The sequence below is a fragment of the Virgibacillus sp. DJP39 genome (assembly GCF_049310925.1).
Taxonomy (GTDB): domain Bacteria; phylum Bacillota; class Bacilli; order Bacillales; family Amphibacillaceae; genus Virgibacillus_F.
In genome coordinates, this window is sequence record NZ_JBMERP010000027.1 from 1 (window position 1) to 17766 (window position 17766).

Consider the following 17766-nt stretch of genomic DNA (forward strand, 5'->3'; position numbering starts at 1 on the left):
ATAAAAATTGGCATTGTAACTACTAATGTGATTGGGCCTCTTTTACTTACCACCACCAAAAATCTGGCAATCACTTTATCTATGCCAACATAGACGAGTGAGTAGCTAAGCAATGACAACATCAGGATAAAGTAAAGCGCTGGAGACAGGAAACCACTAAAAGCCTCCTCGACACTACCTACTAACCCAAACAAAAGCATGCAGGCGAGCAGTAAAATACTGCCCGCACCACTTGGGATAGGTGCCGCCACCCATAGGTAGACAGCAAACAATAATAACCCCAATGTTAACTGTTGGTCTATGGTGAAACTGGTTAAAATAAACTCATGTGTACAGATAACCAACGTACTTAATAGTAAACAGTAAATAATTTTTGATTTCATCTTTTTTACCCTTACAATCCTTGTTCACTTTCTGCTTTAGCCTTCTTTTTAGAATTACGATTTTTAATTAGTGGTACAAGGAAAGATAAGAAAGCAATTAACAGCATTGTGGCTGAAATTGGATTCGTTACAAAGATTGAAAGACTTCCATTGGAAATCGTTAATGATTGTCTAAATGCTTGCTCCATCATGCCTCCTAGTATGAAAGCAAGTAATAATGGTGCAGCAGGAAATTGAATAATTCTCATAAAATAACCAATTATTCCAAATGCTAATAGAAGGTACAAGTCAAATGTATTAAAGCTAATCGCATAGACTCCAATAATACAAAATACAATAACTAATGAAATCAGCAATTGTCTTGGCACAAGTAAAATTCGAGACAGATATGGAATTAGTGGTAAGTTCAGTATGAGTAACAGAACATTACCAATATACATACTTGCAATTACACCCCAGAATACATCTGGATGATCTGCCATTAATAATGGACCTGGCTGAATTCCAAGTACAATTAAAGCACCTAACATTACAGCTGTAGTTCCCGATCCAGGAATACCTAGACTTAATAGTGGTACAAACGCACCAGTTGAAGCAGCATTATTAGCTGTTTCAGGGGCTGCAACGCCACGTATTGCCCCTTTACCAAATTCATCAGAGTTTTTCGACATTTTCTTCTCACTAATATAGCCTAGAAAGGATGAGATTGTACCTCCTGCTCCAGGCAACACTCCTACAAGAAAGCCAATTACAGACTGTCTTCCCATCGTAGGAGCCAATTCCTTATATTCACTTTTGGTAAGCTTAAGACTACCTACATTGTGCATGTCATCCATTTTTTCATTTCTATTTTTAATAAGCGAAGTGACCTCTGCAAGGGCAAATAATCCTAATGCAATAACTAGAAAATCAATACCTTCCAAAAGGTGTGGATTCCCAAACGTAAAGCGAAGTGTTCCAGTTTGGCCATCAATTCCTATAGTGGCAATCATCAAACCTATAACACCTGAAATAAGCGCTTTTACTGTTGAACCCTCCGCTAGACTAGCGATGGCGGTTAATCCCATTAGCATTAATGCAAAATATTCTGGTGGACCAAATGATACAGCCATTTTTGATAGCAACGGTGCCAGGAAGGTAAGGAAAATGATACCAATTGTTCCACCCACAAATGAGCCGATTGCAGCTATAGCAAGGGCTTTACCTGCCTTTCCCTGTTTAGCCATTGGATAGCCATCAAACGTTGTGGCAACTGCTTCAGAAACTCCAGGTGCATTTAATAGAATGGAAGAGGCTGCTCCCCCATATGCTGCACCATAATAAACCCCAGCCATCAATAACAAGGCAATTGCAGGATCCATTCCATATGTAATTGGAATCATTACTGCAATCGCCGTAATAGGTCCAAGGCCCGGGATCATACCGATAACCGTACCTACAACAACACCAATAAATACAAACATTAAACCTTCAAAGCTTAAGGCTACTTGAAACCCCTGTGCAAGTCCGTGAAACACATCCATGCTGTTACCTCCTTCTAATCACACATGGCCAACAAAGCCTTTTAAAAAGGTAAAATTCCTGTCGGCAGGTGCACTTGTAAAAATGAATCGAATAATAAGTAGATTAATATTGGTACACTAAGAGAAACGATTGCGTTAATAATATGTCTTTTATATCCAAGAAAAAGGGAACAAAAAAAGAGAAATAGAACTGTAGTTATAATAAAGCCCAAGATTTCAAGGAAAAATATAAAAAGAATAATGAAGCCGATTACTGCGAGGATTATTTTTAGCTCACTTTTTGATATATGATCGTCATCATTTTCTTTCTTAGCCTGATCCTTGGTGAAATAGAGAATGATAGACAGAACCAACAACAAAACACCAAGGCAAATTGGCACAAGATCAGCATCAATTGGAACGTATGCATATGATGGTAGCTGGAAACTTAACACAAGATAACCAATGGCTAAAATAATCAAAAAAATGGATATTTTCTTATTCAATGTATGAAACATGCTTATACCACCTCTTCTAAAAAGTAAAGCCAATGACCTAGATCATTGGCTAACCTGTCTATCCTTACTTAGCAAGCCCCAACTCTTCTAATAACGATTTAATATCTTTCTTTTCTTCATCTAAAAATGCTTTATATTCCGCGCTATCCATGTACATTTCACTCCAGCCAAACTTCTTGCGAATTTCAGCAAATTCATCAGATTCGCTTAACTCTTTGAATTTCTCTTCATAAAATTTAACTGCAGCTGGATCCATATTTGGTGGACCAAAGAATCCACGCCAGTTAACAAATGTAGCATCTATTCCCTGTTCTTTAACAGTCGGAAAATCTGATAAAACATCTCCCTCTAACCGCTCTTCAGATGTAACACCAAGTACTTTGATTTTGCCTGCTTTTACTTGCTCGACAGTTTCGGCAACACCAGTAGAATATACATCAACGCTTCCGTTTAATAATGCAGTTAGTGCTCCTCCATCTTGGTCTGATACATACTTAATCTTTGTTACATCAACGCCTGCTGCTTTTGCAATCTTAACAAACTGAATATGATCCATACTTCCTGGAGAAGATGCCCCGATTACAGTTACACTTGATGGATCTTTTTTCATGTCATCAAACAACTCATTCAAGTTATCCCATTTTGCATCGGCTGTTACAGCAAATGCTGCGTAATCAGCAATTACATTAGAAAGCGGTGTAAAGTCTTCGTGTCCATATTCCGATTGTCCGTTTAATGGGACTAACAAAATTGGTGGTGATGATACAAACAGGTCTGTATTACTTCCTTCTTTTTCATGAATAGAAGCCCAGCCTACTGCTCCGCCTCCACCTGGCTTGTTTACTACTCCAATATCCTGTTCAATAATACCTGTTTCGTTAAATACTTTCCCAACCATTCTGGCTGTTGTATCCCAACCGCCCCCTGCTCCAGATGGAGACACAATTTCAATTGCTTTATCCGGTGTCCATTCCCCATCTGCACCTTTACTTGCTTCCTCACTATCCGAACATGCTGCTGTGAAAATCATTAAAAATACTAGTGCTAAAAATGGTAATAACTTTTTCACTTTAATTCCCCCTTATTTTCCAATGAGCCCACTCATTGGTACTAGGTATAACTGTAAATGAATTATTCTGAAATGTAACCGTTTTCAAAATAAAACACCAAAAGGTTTTTGTGTTTATTTTGTTCATTTTGTTCACGTGAAGTTAAATTAGGCGAAATCATTCCACGGAGAAACCCAAAAAACGTGCCTTCTAGCAACGGAGCGGACATTATTTGAAAATAAATGAGATCTAGATGCTAGCGGATATCTGCTACGTTATTTGATAATAACCTTAGTTTTACAAGATATAGTCCAAATAAGGTATCAGTGTGTCCGCAAAACAGCTTATTTTACCAGTTTAATAGAAATAACGAACCGTCTCTCCGCCGTCAGTAAGTATTAAAAAAACGTTCAGATTTCATCTGAACGTTCCCGTTTGCCATTTATACTGTTAATTTCTCGTTAAAATCAATGCTAAATATGTTAGTTGCTTTGAAATCAGGATTTTCTCTCCCAAACCCCCATAAGATTAAATCAAGATGTTTTCGTCAGCATAAGATATCTTCGTTCAGGCCTTCCGACAATTCCATATTCCAGTTGCGCCGTACAGGTACCAATTGATATTAAGTATTCTAAATACCGTCTGGCTGTTGTTCGGGACGCACCGATTTCAACTCCCATTTCATCCGCTGTAATCCCAAACTGTTTGGTGTCTATAATACTTTTAATTTTCTCCAGTGTTAAAGGGTCAATTCCTTTGGGGGTAAGCTGGCTTTTAGACTTATCAAGTTGTTGATGTCCAAAATAGTTATCTAAAAAGGCTTGATCTAATTCTTCTTTTTTATTTAATATTTTCCTTGTGTTTTTATACTTTTCAATTGTTTCAATAAACCGATCCATTTTTACAGGCTTAATAATATAATCTAAGATACCATTTCTAAGTGCATCCTCAACCATTGATTTGTCTGTTGCAGCGGAGATCATAATAATGTCTATAGATGCATTCAAATCACGAATCTTACGAATGAGCTTAGTTCCAAGTATATCAGGCATGAAAATATCCAGTAAAATTAAATCAATTGGGAGTTTCTTTACCAGTTGCAGTGTATCTTCTCCATTTAGTGCCTTACCTATAACTTCTACATCACTTATCTTTGACAAAAACGCTTCGTGAATACCAGCTACTCGATAATCATCTTCTGCAATTACTATACGGATCATTTGATTATTCCTCCCCACTGTTCTTTAACTTTTTCGGTATAAAGATAGAAAAAACTGCTCCACAATCGCTTTTATTGTAAACTTCAATTATCCCATGCAATTCATCGACAATATCCTTTACAGAAGCTAACCCATATCCACGGTCGAAAGCCTGTTTAGTAGAAAATCCTGTTTTAAACAACTGAGACATTATTTCTTCTTCTATACCTGTACCATTATCAGTAATATCAAATATGATATCTTCTCCTATGTCTGTAGCGAAAAATGTAACCTGTTTAACTTGATTACCCTCAACCGCTTCCATTGCATTGTCCAATAAATTCCCTAGTATTGTTATTAATTTTGTCATATCAATTTGGTTTGGTACGACATCCAAAGAAGTATTTTCATCTATTATAAAATCCACTTTTTTCTCAGAAGCCTTACTGATTTTTCCTAGCAAAATTGCCTGAACAGTCTTATCTTTGATCTGTTCCAAGACTACTTTATTTTGGTTTAAATGAAAGGCAGATTCTTTCTGGATTAACTCAATTGCTTCATCGTAATGTTCTAATTGAAGCAGCCCTGACAAAACATATAGTTTGTTTGTGAATTCATGTGTCTGTGCTCGTAAATCTTCTGAATACCTCCTAACTTCAGACAAGGCATTTAACATCTCATTCACTTCAGTTTTATCCCGGAAACTTGCTACAACACCAACAACCTCATTATTCTCCATAATTGGTGTCCGATTAACTATTACAGCCCGGTCATGTAAAGACATTTCTTCATCTTTACCGCTTATGCCCGTTTTAAGTACCTCATACATTTTGGTGTTCGGGAAAATGTCTTCAACCTTTTTTATTCGACCATCATCCGTATAACCCAAAATGTTTTTAGCTGAATGGTTCATCATGGTGATATAGCCATTTCGATCAATAGCAATAATTCCTTCCTTTATTGAAAGGAGTATAGCATTTCTATCACGGAACAAAGACGCTATTTCATATGGCTCAAGTCCTAATGTGTCTTTACGAATATTTCGAGCCAGTAGTACACTCCCGAGTATTCCAAAAGCCATAACAATTAAGGAAATACTACTGATCTTTAATAGTTTTTTAAATACAATTATTTTGATATCCTCGACCATAAATCCTACTGAAACAAGTCCTATTATTGTGCCCTGTTCATTAATAATTGGTGCTTTTCCACGTAGTGAAGGACCTAGACTCCCAACTGCCTGTGAAGTATAGTATTTTCCATAGACTAAAGCTCTTGTGTTATCCCCACCAACCATATGCTTTCCTAATTTCCGTTCATCTGGATGCGAATATCGAATCCCTTTTGCATTTCCTACAACTATAAATTCAGCCCCAACCTTTTTCCTGATTCTTTCTGCGATTGGTTGAATGACAACCTCTGGGTCATCAAGTTTAAAGGCATTTTTAATCGATGGCATAAGCGAGACAGTAGTAGCAACATGCAAAGCTCGCTTCCCTATATTTTCAGTTGTTTCTTCTGATTCAAGATAGGCTATTATACCAGTAATTAGAATGGTTACTAATAGAATTAAAGCAATAATTAAACCCAATATTTTGGTTTGTAAGCTAACCAACTTCATTTCTGCAACAACCTTCCTAATCCTGAAGCAATTCTTCTATTAATTTACCACACTATTAACAATAGATGAAATTTTCTCGACCGTTTATATATCATTCTTTTAGAAAACCTTTTTTCGTAAGTTTTATTGCTTTTTGAACTTCACAGTTGATACAAACTGCGACGTAACTACTGCACTGATTTCCGGGTACGGGCAGTCGCTTTCCGGGGTCTTCGGACTCGCGCTGTTCCCGCAGGAGTCGACTGCTCTACGCTTCAATCAATCAGTAGTAAGCTATTTGCTATTTGCTATTTATCATGATGGTCGTTTGTATCCGCTATGCTAGCGAAGGAAATACACGAAGACTCCTGCGGGAGGAAAGGCATCGGTGTGACCCCGCAGTGCGTAGCACGAGGAGGCTCACCAGCCTCCCTAAGGTGCGCGAGTGTATTTCCGTAGCGGTAGGTTACGTCGCAGTTTATACATTTTTTATCTAAAAACGTTAGAAAACAGCCTTCAGAAAAAAACTCCCTACTCAATTAAAGAGAAGGGAGTTTTCAGAAACTTGACCTATCGTGAAACTTTTATGGTGAAAGCTTTAATTGCAAAGAAGGTCTTTATACTTCTTTACTGCTAAACAAAAATCTTTACAATCCGGTAAGCAATTCAAAGTGTTCCAATACCGCTGGTTCATGACTGATTCGCTCCCTCTTCCATACTGATTCTAAGAAAACTTCACTGACTGCCTTTTGTCTCGCGTTACCTAGAACACTTAACTCTATTGCAATAACACTTTCGAAAATATCTGCCATCCGTTTTGCAATATCCTTGCTATAATAGGTTTGCAGATCAGAAGACATTTTCTTTATTTCATCAATTCTTTCTTTTAGATTGTTAACTTCAGTGACAACAGGAAGTACCCCAGTTTCTACCTTGAATTTCTCTTGAACCCTATTCAACCTATTAATCATATTCTCTAAAAACAATTCATCTGCTGAATACTTCCCTATCAATCTTAACACTTCTAGTCCAAGTATATTTGCAGTTCCTTCCCAAACTGTCAGTACTTGTGCATCACGTAGCAATCGTGGTGTAACAAAATCTTCAATATATCCATTTCCACCATGCATTTCAATAGATTCATGAGCAAAGTGAACAGCTTGTTCGGCCGTTTCCTTTTTCATAATAGCAACATATAGCCGGAAAAGTATTTGTTCTTTCTTTGATGCTTCCTTCTTCGATTCAACTCCCATAACATCATCCATCAGATTAATAACTTCAAACACAGCATTAGTTTCTATCTCCTGCTTTGCAGCCATTTCACCCAACGTAGCTTTTATCATTGGATAATTTGTTAATTTATTACCAAAGGCAATTCGACTTTCCGCATAATTTTTGGCCTCCAGATAAGCTCGTCGCATAATCCCCAGTGATGCAATTGCATTCGAGACACGTGAGAGGTTCAGAGCCTCTATCATGTAGAAAAACCCTTTGTTTTCCTCCCCGACAAGATATCCTTTTGCACCTTCGAATTCAATTTCTGCTGATGGAACTGCCCTGACACCTAGTTTGTCCTTTAATCTGCGAATTAGCAGTGAACCTTCTGCTCTATTCTCTTCCCATGGAACCAGAAATAAACTTAGCCCCTTAGTACCGGGTGGTGCACCATCTAAGCGCGCCAGAACCATCGCAACACCGCATGCTCCAGCGTTACTTGCGAAGTATTTTTCACCAGTAATCCGGTAATAATCATTTTCCTTTACAGCTTTGACTTCACTCGCACCTACATCTGACCCTCCTTGCCTTTCTGTCAAAAAGGTAGCACCCTCAAACAGCTCGACATCACCAGTTGATAAAACGTTTGGTAAGTACTTTTCTTTCAAACCATCCGTGGCGTAATGGTCGATTAAATAAGCAGTCGCCATGGTCAGTGTTACCGGGCAATAAAAGCCTGGCTCTGCATGTGAAAGTAAATATCCTTGTGCAAATGAATAGAGATAATTACCTTTGTGTCCAAGCTCTGGAATTTCTTTATGAACATAGCCCACAATACCCGCGTTATATGTTTCTTTAACAGTCTCTTTATATCCTTCATTTAACCAAACGTGTGATAAATCGTTTCCCATCCGATCGTAACGGATTGATTTCGGCTGCCCCTCCCGATCAGTGTGTACAGCACGTTCATCTATCTCATTTGCACACTTTCGTCCATATTCATCTAATTCTTTATCTGCCCATCTGAAAAAATCTTGTGGTAACTTTTTCTTAAGTAATTGTTTAAGATTTGGATCATCTTGATAGAAGTTTTTCACTTTTTGACCTCCTGCCTTTAGTAATACCAAAATATGTTGCCAACTCTGAAATAGAGTATGTTTCTTCTTGTTTCATCAGCAATCACCTTTTTTATAACATTCTAACAACTACAGTTTACCATTAACGTTGACGTCAAGTGCAACCAGTAATTGAAATTCTGCGTTAACCTGCCCTATTATGAGCTCACACCTCTATTTGATTATCCAGGTCTACCCGTGAAGCAGTTTTTTAACTTTTACAAGCCGATCTAATTAAAATTACAACCGTAAGTAGTGGTATACAAGCTAAAGAAAGAAGCCACTCCCTATTTGGAAGTGACTCTTCGTCTAATTATTTTTTTAATAACCACCATCACCTGTTGGATAGTTATTGCCTATGATTACGAGTAACACAAACAACACAACAAGTAAGATAAATCCATTTTGCCCCCCTTGAGGGTAGCCGTATGCAAAGCCCATGATTTAGTCACCTCCTTATAACCAGAAATTCAGATCTCAACTGTTCAGAGTTTAACCCCATCCTTGTTAACCTGTTGGATAATTGTTACCAACAATTACAAGCAGGACGAATAATACAACTAACAGGATGAAGCCATCATTACCCCAAGAACCGTAACTCATATGAAATCCCCCCTTTAATTTACATGTAATAGGAATTACCAAATTTATTGGTGAATTACCAAAGAATAAGATGACCAACAAAGTAAACTAGCGTAAAAACCAATATTATAGTTATTCACCTTTTCATGGTTTACATTTAATGTATGTATGTTTTTTAAAACTGGATAGGTAAGTCACCCGGTTTACAGAAAAAAATTTAGACTTTTATTATTCAAGGCTTATTTGGCATTAAGATTCTCTAAATGTTTCCATTAAAAAAGATCCCCCGTATCACCAGGGGATCAAATTTCCTTGTTATTTTTTTAACTTAGCCAAAGCATCTGCTAAGGCATTATTTTTAAAATCATCATCTTGTTTGTTTAAATACTTATTGACTTCACCTTTTGAAACTTTATGTTTCTTCTCCTGTTGCTTACGTTTATTAAATGCTGAAAGTTTTTCACGATGCCCACATTTGCAGGTAAACGTCTGCCCTTCGCCTTCTCCACGTAATTCTAAACGTTTATGACAATTAGGACACCTTGCATTCGTTCGTTTCGCTATGTTTTTTTTACTCCCACAGGAGCGATCCTGGCACACAAGCATTTTGCCATTTTTGTTATCAATTTCCAGCATCAACTTGCCACATTCAGGACACTTTGTACCCGTCATATTATCATGCTTGAACGTTTCTTCACTACCTTTAATTTCCTGTACAATTTCTTTCGTGTAGCCCTTCATTTCAGAGATAAATGCATCTTTTTTAAGTTTGCCATCCGCAATTAATCCAAGCTTCTGTTCCCATTCAGCGGTAAGCGCTGGTGAACGTAGATCTTCTGGAACAAGTTCTAGTAATTGCTTTCCCTTTGATGTTAAAAACAAATGTTTCCCTTTTTTATCCATGTATTGGCCATTGAAAAGCTTTTCAATGATATCAGCTCGAGTTGCAACAGTACCAAGCCCACCAGTTTTTGTCAGACTGCCTGCCAAATGCTTCTCATCCGAGCTCATAAACCGCGCTGGGTTTTCCATTGCTTGGAGAAGTCCACCCTCGGTAAAACGTTCAGGTGGTTTTGTCTCACCATTTGTTATGGACACCTTTAGTTTATCGAACGTATCACCCTTTGCTAATTTGGGTAGTGTTTGATCTCCCTTATCATCTTCATCATCAATTCTGTTGTCATAAATTTCTTTCCATCCTACTTTAGTTACTCGCTTCCCTTTTGCAGTGAACCGCTCATCATCAATTTTAGCTTCTATAGAAGTTTGCTCATACTCATGTGGATCTGATAAAACTGCAAGAAATCTTTTCACAACTAAATCGTATATTTTTCTTTCTTTATCGTTCAAATCGTCTAAAACAATCGATTCTTCAGTTGGAATGATTGCATGGTGATCTGATACTTTGGAATTGTCAACGACAGACTTTGAAAGCTTCAGCTCCCGTTTTAAAACTTTGCCGGCAAATCGAGCATATTGGTCTACTCCACAAGCTCTTACACGGTCTTTTAAAGTTGGAACAATATCAGTAGAAATGACCCGTGAATCAGTTCTTGGATAAGTTAAAGCTTTATGCTGCTCATATAACTTTTGCATAATCGACAGTGTTTGTTTACCAGAATAATTAAAAATACGGTTAGCATCACGTTGAAGTTCTGTTAAATCATACAGTTGTGCGGCATATGTCTTTTTATGTGCTTTATCAACTGATGTAATGGTCGCGTTCTTATTCTTCATTTTTTGTGAAATCGCTTCTGCTTTATCTTTAGCAAATGTACGGTTATTATTTTTATCGTCCACCCATGTTAATTTCAAACCCTTTTCTGTAACCGCCTGGACACCATAAAATTTCTGAGGTTTGAATGCTTTAATTTCATTCTCCCGTGCTGCTATCATGGCAAGTGTTGGTGTCTGTACACGGCCACCAGAAAGCTGGGCATTGTGTTTAGTCGTCAACGCCCTAGTTGCATTTAAACCAACGTACCAGTCAGCTTCAGAGCGAGCGACAGCCGCATCATACAAATTTAAATAGCGCTCACCAGGTTTCAATTGCTTGAATCCATCTTTGATAGCTTTGTCGGTTACAGATGAAATCCACAACCTTTTAACAGGTTTTTTAACGTGAGCCTTCTCCAAAATCCATCTTGCAACAAGCTCACCCTCACGCCCCGCATCTGTAGCAATGACAATATCACGTACGTCGTTACGATTAAGCTGTGTTTTTATAGCATTAAACTGTTTACCAGTTTTTTTCATTACCACTAATTTCAAGTTTGGCGGCAGCATCGGTAAATCATCAAGCTTCCATGTTTTATACTTATCATCATAAATTTCCGGATCTGCAAGCGTAACTAAATGACCCAGCGCCCATGTAACAATGTATGAAGACCCTTCTATATAACCATTTCCTTTTTTAGTACAATTAAGGACACGTGCAATATCACGCCCGACGGATGGTTTTTCCGCTAGTACAACTGTTTTACTCATATAAAAAAATCCCTTCTATATTAAATAACCTTCTACCAGTTTATCATAATTGTTCAATTTCAACTGTCATCAAAGCTAGACTACTGATCAGATTTAAGTTTACCGAAAGAAAAAAACTAACCATTTTAATTTAAAAAGGTTAGTTGGAATCCAAATAATTAACATGTAGATAAGCTGATAGTTCTTTTAGTTTCTCTTCTGGCAGGGCTTCTTCAATCATAGGAAAAATAACACGTTCCTCTTTCCTAACATGAGTTTCAAGCAGGACACCAAGCTCCTGCAATAATTCTACGGAAGCACTTTCCATGTTCGTAACCGCGTTAATCATCGATCGGATTTTCACATGTTCCAGCAGCATCTGCGAGATTTCCGGTTGTTCTTCTATCTTCGTATACTGGGCGTATGCTGGCAACAAAATTTCTTCTTCTTCTCTGAAATGCTCTTGTCCCCCGTCTTTCCAAAATTGCTTTAAGCTTGTTGTCGTTTCCTCAAGCGAAAGCTTACTTTTCTCTGTACCTACTTGCTTCAACCTAAGTGCTATAACCAATGCATGATAGTGATGATGCGATAAGGGGTAAAGAGATTCATGTCTTTTTATACCCGTTTTTTTCGTCAATGCTCTAACCTCCTCGCTTGAATACCTTAATAAGTCTTTCCTTATTTTAACATATTATTTCTTTACTATAATCCACTACTGCTTAGTAAATTATATACCTAACTAAATGAATCAGAATTGTGCATGATTCTAACCAGTAATGCTTGAGCTAGGTCCAAAAAATTCATAATTAATATCACTATCTACGACTTGATTATCTGATAACAACTGATAAACTGCTCGCATAAACGGCGTGGGCCCACAGAAATAGAATGACGCATCGAATGTTGGTAAAATAGATATTAACCACTCAGCATCTATGTATCCTTCTTTATCATAGTTTTTCATTAGCTTATCTTCATTTGTTGGGCGATCATAAATGAAATAGGATGAAACCTGACTATATCTTTCAGTAATATCATTTACTGTGTCACGCATGGCATGAACAGAACTTGATTGTGCAGCATGGATAAAAAAAACTTCCCGTTCGGGTTGTTGTTTCACAACCGTTTCCAGCATACTAATCATCGGAGTAAGCCCAACCCCACCACTCATCAATACTAGAGGACGTTCGTCAGTTTGATCTAATACAAAATCACCAGAAGGTGCACTAATAGGAAGAATACCGCCAACTTCTAAATTGTTATGCAAGAAATTAGAAACAATACCTGCTGGCAAATGTTCGAAAGCATCTTCGCGTTTTACACTGATTCGGTAATATCCCTCGTCAGGTGCAGCAGATAAACTATATTGACGCAAATGTGCATGTGATTCTCCTTTAATTTCGGCTCTAACAGTAATATATTGACCCGGTTGATAGGAAGGAAATGGGTTGTTATCTGCTGGCTCTAAGTAGAAGGATGTGATAACATCGCTCTCCTTTACTTTTTTTATCAATTTGAAATTACGGAAGTCTGTCCAACCACCTGTAGTATTTACCAATTCTTTGTACATATCTTTTTCTAAGTCAATAAATACAGATGCAATTACGCCATATGCTTTTTTCCAAGCTCCTAACACATCTTCATTTGCTGCATCACCTAATACCTCTTTCATCGCTAGCAATAAGTATTTCCCTACTATTGGGTAGTGCTCGGGCTTTATATTTAAACTCTTGTGTTTTTGAGCAATTTGTTTTATTTGTGGAAGAATCATTTCCAATTGATCAATATGATAAGCCGCTTTATAAACAGTTGCTGCAAGAGCTTTTGATTGATCTCCTTTTCGTTGGTTAGTTTGGTTAAATATATTTTTTAATTCTGGATGATTTTCAAACATGCGTTGATAGAACGTCTTAGTTATTTGTGTTCCATGTTCTTCTAAAACAGGCACAGTTGCTTTAATAGTATCGATTGTTTTCTGGTCTAAACCTGTTTTTGTCTCTGTATTCAAAATTTAACACTCCTAGTTTATAATTAAACATGTATTCTATATACATGTTTTAGCACAATTAAAGCATAACACTTTTTAATAGAATAAACAGCGGGATTGCTGTTACAATTTTGTTAACAATTCTGAGGGAGACTTTTAGATGCAATTAAAAAAATATACAGATTATGCTTTACGAGTTTTAATTTATTCAGGTATGAAAAACGAGGGTCAACTCGCTAAAATAAGCGAGATCTCAGATGCGTTTTTAATATCACAAAATCACTTAAGAAAAGTTGTATTTGAGTTAAATAAAAAGGGATACCTGGAAACTGTTCAAGGACGTAACGGTGGAATCAGATTGGCAAAATTACCAGAGGAAATGAACGTAGGGGAAATCGTGCGTCAGTTCGAGGATGATTTTATGATTCTGGAATGTTTTGATCAATCTAAAAATCAATGTGTCATTTCACCAGCATGTAAATTAAAGAATGCCTTAAGTGAAGCTGTAGAGGCTTTCTTACACGTTCTGGATGACTACACAATAAAGGATTTAATTTCAAATGAGGGACAACTTAAAAAGTTAATGGGAATTGACTAATGACTATATTCTATATTTCAATTAGTTCTTTTTAAAATAGGCTCTTTGCGTAAATTTTGCTGCTCTTTAACTTCGCATTTGATAGAAAATGCGAAGTAACTAAAAATCATGTTCCATGCTCAACAACCGCTGCGGAGAAATCACTACGCGCACCTTAGGGCTTGAGCTGAGCCTCCACGATCGCCAAAACCGCTCACTGTGGGGTCTCAACACTTCGTTTTCCCATATCAGTCTTCGTCTTTTTCCTTCGCTAACGTGATGAATAGCACTTTATAGTTCATTCACTATTACGATAGTTGCTTGGAGCGAAGGACCGTTGACTCCTGCGGGAACAGCACAAGTCTGAAGACCCCGCAGAGTGGTTTTCTCGAGGAGGCTGAGGCCGTGCCCGCGGAAAACAACTCAGCGCATACGTCGCAGTTTATACACATTGTGTCATAAACAATAATCTTTTAGCTTTAAAATTAAAAACCCATTCAGACATTTTCTCACATTTCATGCGATAACCCATACAATGTTTAAAACATATATAAAGGAATGATATAAAATGTTTTTTTACTTTGGATTATTTCTTCTGGTTATAGCAGTTAGTTTGGATGGTTTTGGTGTTGGGATTACGTATGGTTTGAGGAAAATTCGTGTGCCGGCTTTAGCGTTAACAATCATAATGCTTTGTTCTGGAATCATTGTCTTAATTTCGATGACTATCGGAACATATCTTAGTAAGTTTGTTGATCCAGAAATTGCTGAGGGGTTTGGTGGTTCAATTTTAATTGCTATTGGTTTTTACTGTCTAGTAAATGCTGCGCGTTCCAAAATTAGCGATCGGACCTTTAAAAAGAATCAAAATAAATTACTTGAGGCAAGTAATATAGAAAAGTACAAAAGTGTTCTCAGTAAACCACAGCATGCGGATTTAGACCAGTCGGGTTCTATATCTGGAGTTGAAGCTCTATTATTGGGTTCCGCTCTAGCTCTTGATGCGTTTGGAGCAGGAATAGGGGCTGCAATGTTGGGATACTCACCAGTTATTACTGCTTCATTAATAGGCGTAATGAGTGGTTTATTTGTGTATTGTGGTATTAATGCAGGTATTTTGATAGCTAACAATACTTCCATCAATAGAATAACATTATTGCCACCGTTATTTTTAATAGCACTTGGTATATCGAATATTTTATAATTCAGGTCTGAGTTGAGTTTGTGGGAGTTGGGTGGTTTTCGATCGGGTATGAGTGTTTCTCGATTGAATTTTTAAAAAGATATTAGAAAACTTGGCTTATCGCCAGGGCTTAATGGCAAAAGCCTTATTTGTACTGATGCAGTAAGAAAGGATTTATACTTTCTTACCTGCAAATAAAACATCCAGCTGCTATTATCTAAGCAACAGGATGTTTTTTGTTATTCAAGTTACCCAAGGGCTACATCTAAGATCATCATAATAGTAAAGCCCACCATTAATGTTAATGATGCCAAATCCTTGTTACCCTCTTCGTGAGAGCTTGGGATTACTTCCTCAACCACTACAAAGATCATTGCCCCAGCTGCAAAACTTAACGCATAAGGCAGCATTGGTTCCACAAATGTAACGGCAAGCACACCAATCACAGCTGCAATCGGTTCAACTAAACCAGAAAGCTGACCATACATAAAGCTTTTTTTACGTGACATGCCATCTCGTCTCAATGGCATCGCAACTGCAACACCTTCTGGGAAGTTTTGAATTCCAATTCCAATTGCAAGTGCCACAGCGCCAGCAATTGTGGCTGTTTCAAACCCTGCTGCAACAGCACCAAACGCCACCCCCACTGCAAGACCCTCTGGAATATTGTGTAGCGTGATTGCGAGTACTAGCAAGGTACTACGCTTTTTCTTTTTGGGATTTATTCCTTCCGCACTATCCATCTTTTCACCAGGATGTAAATGGGGTAATACCTTATCCACACCCCACAAGAAAAGTCCACCTAGCATAAAACCTACTGCAGCAGGTATCCAATTTGGTACTGGTCCATCCTCTGCCATCTGCAATGCAGGCGAAAGCAATGACCAAAAGCTTGCTGCAATCATAACACCGCCCGCGAAACCGAGCATACTGTCCAGAAACTTCTGGTTCATATTTTTCTGGGTAAAAACAAGTGCCGCCCCAAGTGCCGTCATTCCCCAAGTGAACAACGTTGCCAGTAAGGCTAAAACAAGGGGATCGAGTGTTTCCATGTAATCAAACATTGTTCATCCGCTCCATTTTCCCTGGAAAACATTACACCCATATGAGTGGTTTGGTTCTCCTCTTACCTAGTTAGTAGTTGTTTGCAAAAAGACTACTGTTCACCTGGAATATAAATTTTGCATTCAGTAAACAATAAGATAAATTTTTTTACAATGCTTTAATTAATCCACCATCTACAATTAACGATTGGCCTGTAATGTATGTGTTTGCACCAGAAGCCAGAAATACGATTGCTTTTGCAAATTCAGCAGGCTGACCATAACGATTCATCGGTACCAATTGTTCTGCTTTAGTTTTGACCTCTTCTACAGAAATTCCTTGTTCACTTGCTCTATGCTGGTTCAACTCACTAATCCGATCTGTTTCTATCGTTCCAGGACCAACCGCATTAATTAGTATATTATCCCCGCCTAATTCTTGTGATAAACTTTTTGAAAGTCCCACAATTCCAGGGCGCATTGTATTTGATAAAACTAGATTGTCCAAACTTTGCTTAATTGAAGATGATGCGATATTGACTATATGACCTCTTTGCTGTTTTTTCATGAACGGCACAACTTCGCGTGTCGTCCGGATAAAACTTAATAAATTGAGTTCAAAAGCATGATACCAGTCCTCGTCAGCCATATCTAAAAATTTTCCAGCTGGTGGGCCACCTGCATTGTTTATCAAGATATCAACCGTACCATTCCAGTCAGAAGCTTTTTTAACCATCGCTTTTATTGCGTCTGGGTCTTTTACATCGCAAACTATGTAAGTAACATTTTCATTGGCTGTTTCTTTTTTAATAGAAGCAACAGTTTCCTGCAGATTTTTTTCATCCCGGCTTGCGATCAAAACAGTAGCACCTTCACGTGCGAATTCTGTAGCAATTGCCCTGCCCAGACCTTTACTTCCTGCTGTTACGATTACTGACTTGTTTTTTAAAAATAAATCCATAAGCACGATTCCCTCTTTTCTAGTCCTAATATTAAATGTCTTTAAATGCATTACCCCTTTCAATAATAACGCAATCATTTATTAATAGCACTTAACAAGTGAATTTGACTGGCCAAGTAATACATTCATTGATAAGTACTCTAAATTTTCATATTATATTGAAATTTATTAGTAAATCATATATCATATAATACATGATATACATTTTAAGAAATTCCACACCAAAATGTAAGCGCTTACTAAAACGTGCTTATTAAAAGGAGGAAAATCATGTTTGGACTGAGTGATCCTATGATAATAGCTGCATGGCTCGGAACAATTATTTCCGCAATCGTTTGTGTTGTGTTTGGTATTTTTGCATGGAATAAAGGGGATTCATAGTATTT

At 37.5% G+C, this 17766-nt stretch carries 16 protein-coding genes and 1 pseudogene; 3 read left to right on the top strand and 14 right to left on the bottom strand.

Going from position 1 to position 17766, the window contains the following annotated elements; translation table 11 throughout:
• The 12 genes and pseudogenes from ACOI1D_RS10590 to hmpA form a co-directional block, all read right to left on the bottom strand.
• Positions 1 to 383: pseudogene (locus ACOI1D_RS10590) on the bottom strand (SLC13 family permease); the annotation flags it as partial.
• 11 nt (positions 384 to 394) lie between these two features.
• The gene (locus ACOI1D_RS10595) at positions 395 to 1906 is read right to left on the bottom strand and encodes a tripartite tricarboxylate transporter permease (RefSeq protein ID WP_422501256.1); all 1512 of its coding nucleotides are present in this window, start codon (positions 1904 to 1906) and stop codon (positions 395 to 397) included.
• Between the two features lie 41 nt (positions 1907 to 1947).
• The gene (locus ACOI1D_RS10600; RefSeq protein WP_422501257.1) at positions 1948 to 2403 is read right to left on the bottom strand and encodes a tripartite tricarboxylate transporter TctB family protein; all 456 of its coding nucleotides are present in this window, start codon (positions 2401 to 2403) and stop codon (positions 1948 to 1950) included.
• Between the two features lie 64 nt (positions 2404 to 2467).
• Entirely contained in the window at positions 2468 to 3472 is a 1005-nt protein-coding gene (locus ACOI1D_RS10605; RefSeq protein ID WP_422501258.1) for a tripartite tricarboxylate transporter substrate binding protein, read from the bottom strand.
• Positions 3473 to 3985: 513 nt separating this feature from the next.
• Positions 3986 to 4672 (bottom strand): response regulator, encoded by a 687-nt coding sequence (locus tag ACOI1D_RS10610; RefSeq protein ID WP_422501259.1) that lies wholly within the window; start codon positions 4670 to 4672, stop codon positions 3986 to 3988.
• 4 nt (positions 4673 to 4676) lie between these two features.
• The gene (locus tag ACOI1D_RS10615) at positions 4677 to 6272 is read right to left on the bottom strand and encodes an ATP-binding protein (protein WP_422501260.1); all 1596 of its coding nucleotides are present in this window, start codon (positions 6270 to 6272) and stop codon (positions 4677 to 4679) included.
• Positions 6273 to 6898: 626 nt separating this feature from the next.
• On the bottom strand, positions 6899 to 8563 hold the full coding sequence (locus ACOI1D_RS10620; protein WP_422501261.1) for an acyl-CoA dehydrogenase family protein: 1665 nt from the start codon (positions 8561 to 8563) through the stop codon (positions 6899 to 6901).
• A gap of 339 nt (positions 8564 to 8902) precedes the next feature.
• Positions 8903 to 9022, bottom strand: coding sequence for a YjcZ family sporulation protein (locus ACOI1D_RS10625; RefSeq protein WP_422501262.1), 120 nt, complete (start codon positions 9020 to 9022; stop codon positions 8903 to 8905).
• A gap of 66 nt (positions 9023 to 9088) precedes the next feature.
• Positions 9089 to 9184, bottom strand: a complete 96-nt coding sequence (locus tag ACOI1D_RS10630; RefSeq protein ID WP_422501263.1) for a YjcZ family sporulation protein — start codon at positions 9182 to 9184, stop codon at positions 9089 to 9091.
• Positions 9185 to 9478: 294 nt separating this feature from the next.
• Positions 9479 to 11650 carry a DNA topoisomerase 3 gene (locus ACOI1D_RS10635; protein ID WP_422501264.1) on the bottom strand — a complete coding sequence of 724 codons (2172 nt, stop codon included), beginning with the start codon at positions 11648 to 11650 and terminating at the stop codon, positions 9479 to 9481.
• Between the two features lie 139 nt (positions 11651 to 11789).
• On the bottom strand, positions 11790 to 12266 hold the full coding sequence (locus tag ACOI1D_RS10640) for a hemerythrin domain-containing protein (protein WP_422501265.1): 477 nt from the start codon (positions 12264 to 12266) through the stop codon (positions 11790 to 11792).
• A gap of 129 nt (positions 12267 to 12395) precedes the next feature.
• Positions 12396 to 13637 (bottom strand): NO-inducible flavohemoprotein, encoded by a 1242-nt coding sequence (gene hmpA / locus ACOI1D_RS10645; RefSeq protein WP_422501266.1) that lies wholly within the window; start codon positions 13635 to 13637, stop codon positions 12396 to 12398.
• A 139-nt stretch (positions 13638 to 13776) separates the two neighbouring features.
• On the opposite strand from hmpA, the gene ACOI1D_RS10650 reads away from it, so the two are divergent.
• On the top strand, positions 13777 to 14214 hold the full coding sequence (locus tag ACOI1D_RS10650) for an Rrf2 family transcriptional regulator (protein ID WP_422501267.1): 438 nt from the start codon (positions 13777 to 13779) through the stop codon (positions 14212 to 14214).
• Positions 14215 to 14761: 547 nt separating this feature from the next.
• Positions 14762 to 15397: a sporulation membrane protein YtaF gene (ytaF, locus tag ACOI1D_RS10655; protein WP_422501268.1), complete on the top strand. Its 636-nt coding sequence runs from the start codon at positions 14762 to 14764 to the stop codon at positions 15395 to 15397.
• Between the two features lie 227 nt (positions 15398 to 15624).
• Here ytaF and ACOI1D_RS10660 read toward each other — a convergent pair whose 3' ends face one another.
• Together ACOI1D_RS10660 and ACOI1D_RS10665 are read right to left on the bottom strand one after the other, a co-directional pair.
• Positions 15625 to 16440, bottom strand: a complete 816-nt coding sequence (locus ACOI1D_RS10660; RefSeq protein ID WP_422501269.1) for a ZIP family metal transporter — start codon at positions 16438 to 16440, stop codon at positions 15625 to 15627.
• Positions 16441 to 16588: 148 nt separating this feature from the next.
• Positions 16589 to 17380: an SDR family oxidoreductase gene (locus ACOI1D_RS10665; protein WP_422501270.1), complete on the bottom strand. Its 792-nt coding sequence runs from the start codon at positions 17378 to 17380 to the stop codon at positions 16589 to 16591.
• A 270-nt stretch (positions 17381 to 17650) separates the two neighbouring features.
• Here ACOI1D_RS10665 and ACOI1D_RS10670 point away from each other — a divergent pair, with 270 nt between their 5' ends.
• Positions 17651 to 17761: a symporter small accessory protein gene (locus tag ACOI1D_RS10670; RefSeq protein ID WP_422501271.1), complete on the top strand. Its 111-nt coding sequence runs from the start codon at positions 17651 to 17653 to the stop codon at positions 17759 to 17761.
• Positions 17762 to 17766: the final 5 nt, after the last annotated feature.

Bases quoted from the DNA above. Each gene is read 5' to 3' on its own strand.
- ACOI1D_RS10595 (WP_422501256.1), bottom strand. From the start codon at position 1,906: ATGGATGTGTTTCACGGACTTGCACAGGGGTTTCAAGTAGCCTTAAGC.
- ACOI1D_RS10600 (WP_422501257.1), bottom strand. From the start codon at position 2,403: ATGTTTCATACATTGAATAAGAAAATATCCATTTTTTTGATTATTTTA.
- ACOI1D_RS10610 (WP_422501259.1), bottom strand. From the start codon at position 4,672: ATGATCCGTATAGTAATTGCAGAAGATGATTATCGAGTAGCTGGTATT.
- ACOI1D_RS10615 (WP_422501260.1), bottom strand. From the start codon at position 6,272: ATGAAGTTGGTTAGCTTACAAACCAAAATATTGGGTTTAATTATTGCT.
- ACOI1D_RS10625 (WP_422501262.1), bottom strand. From the start codon at position 9,022: ATGGGCTTTGCATACGGCTACCCTCAAGGGGGGCAAAATGGATTTATC.
- ACOI1D_RS10630 (WP_422501263.1), bottom strand. From the start codon at position 9,184: ATGAGTTACGGTTCTTGGGGTAATGATGGCTTCATCCTGTTAGTTGTA.
- ACOI1D_RS10635 (WP_422501264.1), bottom strand. From the start codon at position 11,650: ATGAGTAAAACAGTTGTACTAGCGGAAAAACCATCCGTCGGGCGTGAT.
- ACOI1D_RS10650 (WP_422501267.1), top strand. From the start codon at position 13,777: ATGCAATTAAAAAAATATACAGATTATGCTTTACGAGTTTTAATTTAT.
- ytaF (WP_422501268.1), top strand. From the start codon at position 14,762: ATGTTTTTTTACTTTGGATTATTTCTTCTGGTTATAGCAGTTAGTTTG.
- ACOI1D_RS10660 (WP_422501269.1), bottom strand. From the start codon at position 16,440: ATGTTTGATTACATGGAAACACTCGATCCCCTTGTTTTAGCCTTACTG.
- ACOI1D_RS10665 (WP_422501270.1), bottom strand. From the start codon at position 17,380: ATGGATTTATTTTTAAAAAACAAGTCAGTAATCGTAACAGCAGGAAGT.
- ACOI1D_RS10670 (WP_422501271.1), top strand. From the start codon at position 17,651: ATGTTTGGACTGAGTGATCCTATGATAATAGCTGCATGGCTCGGAACA.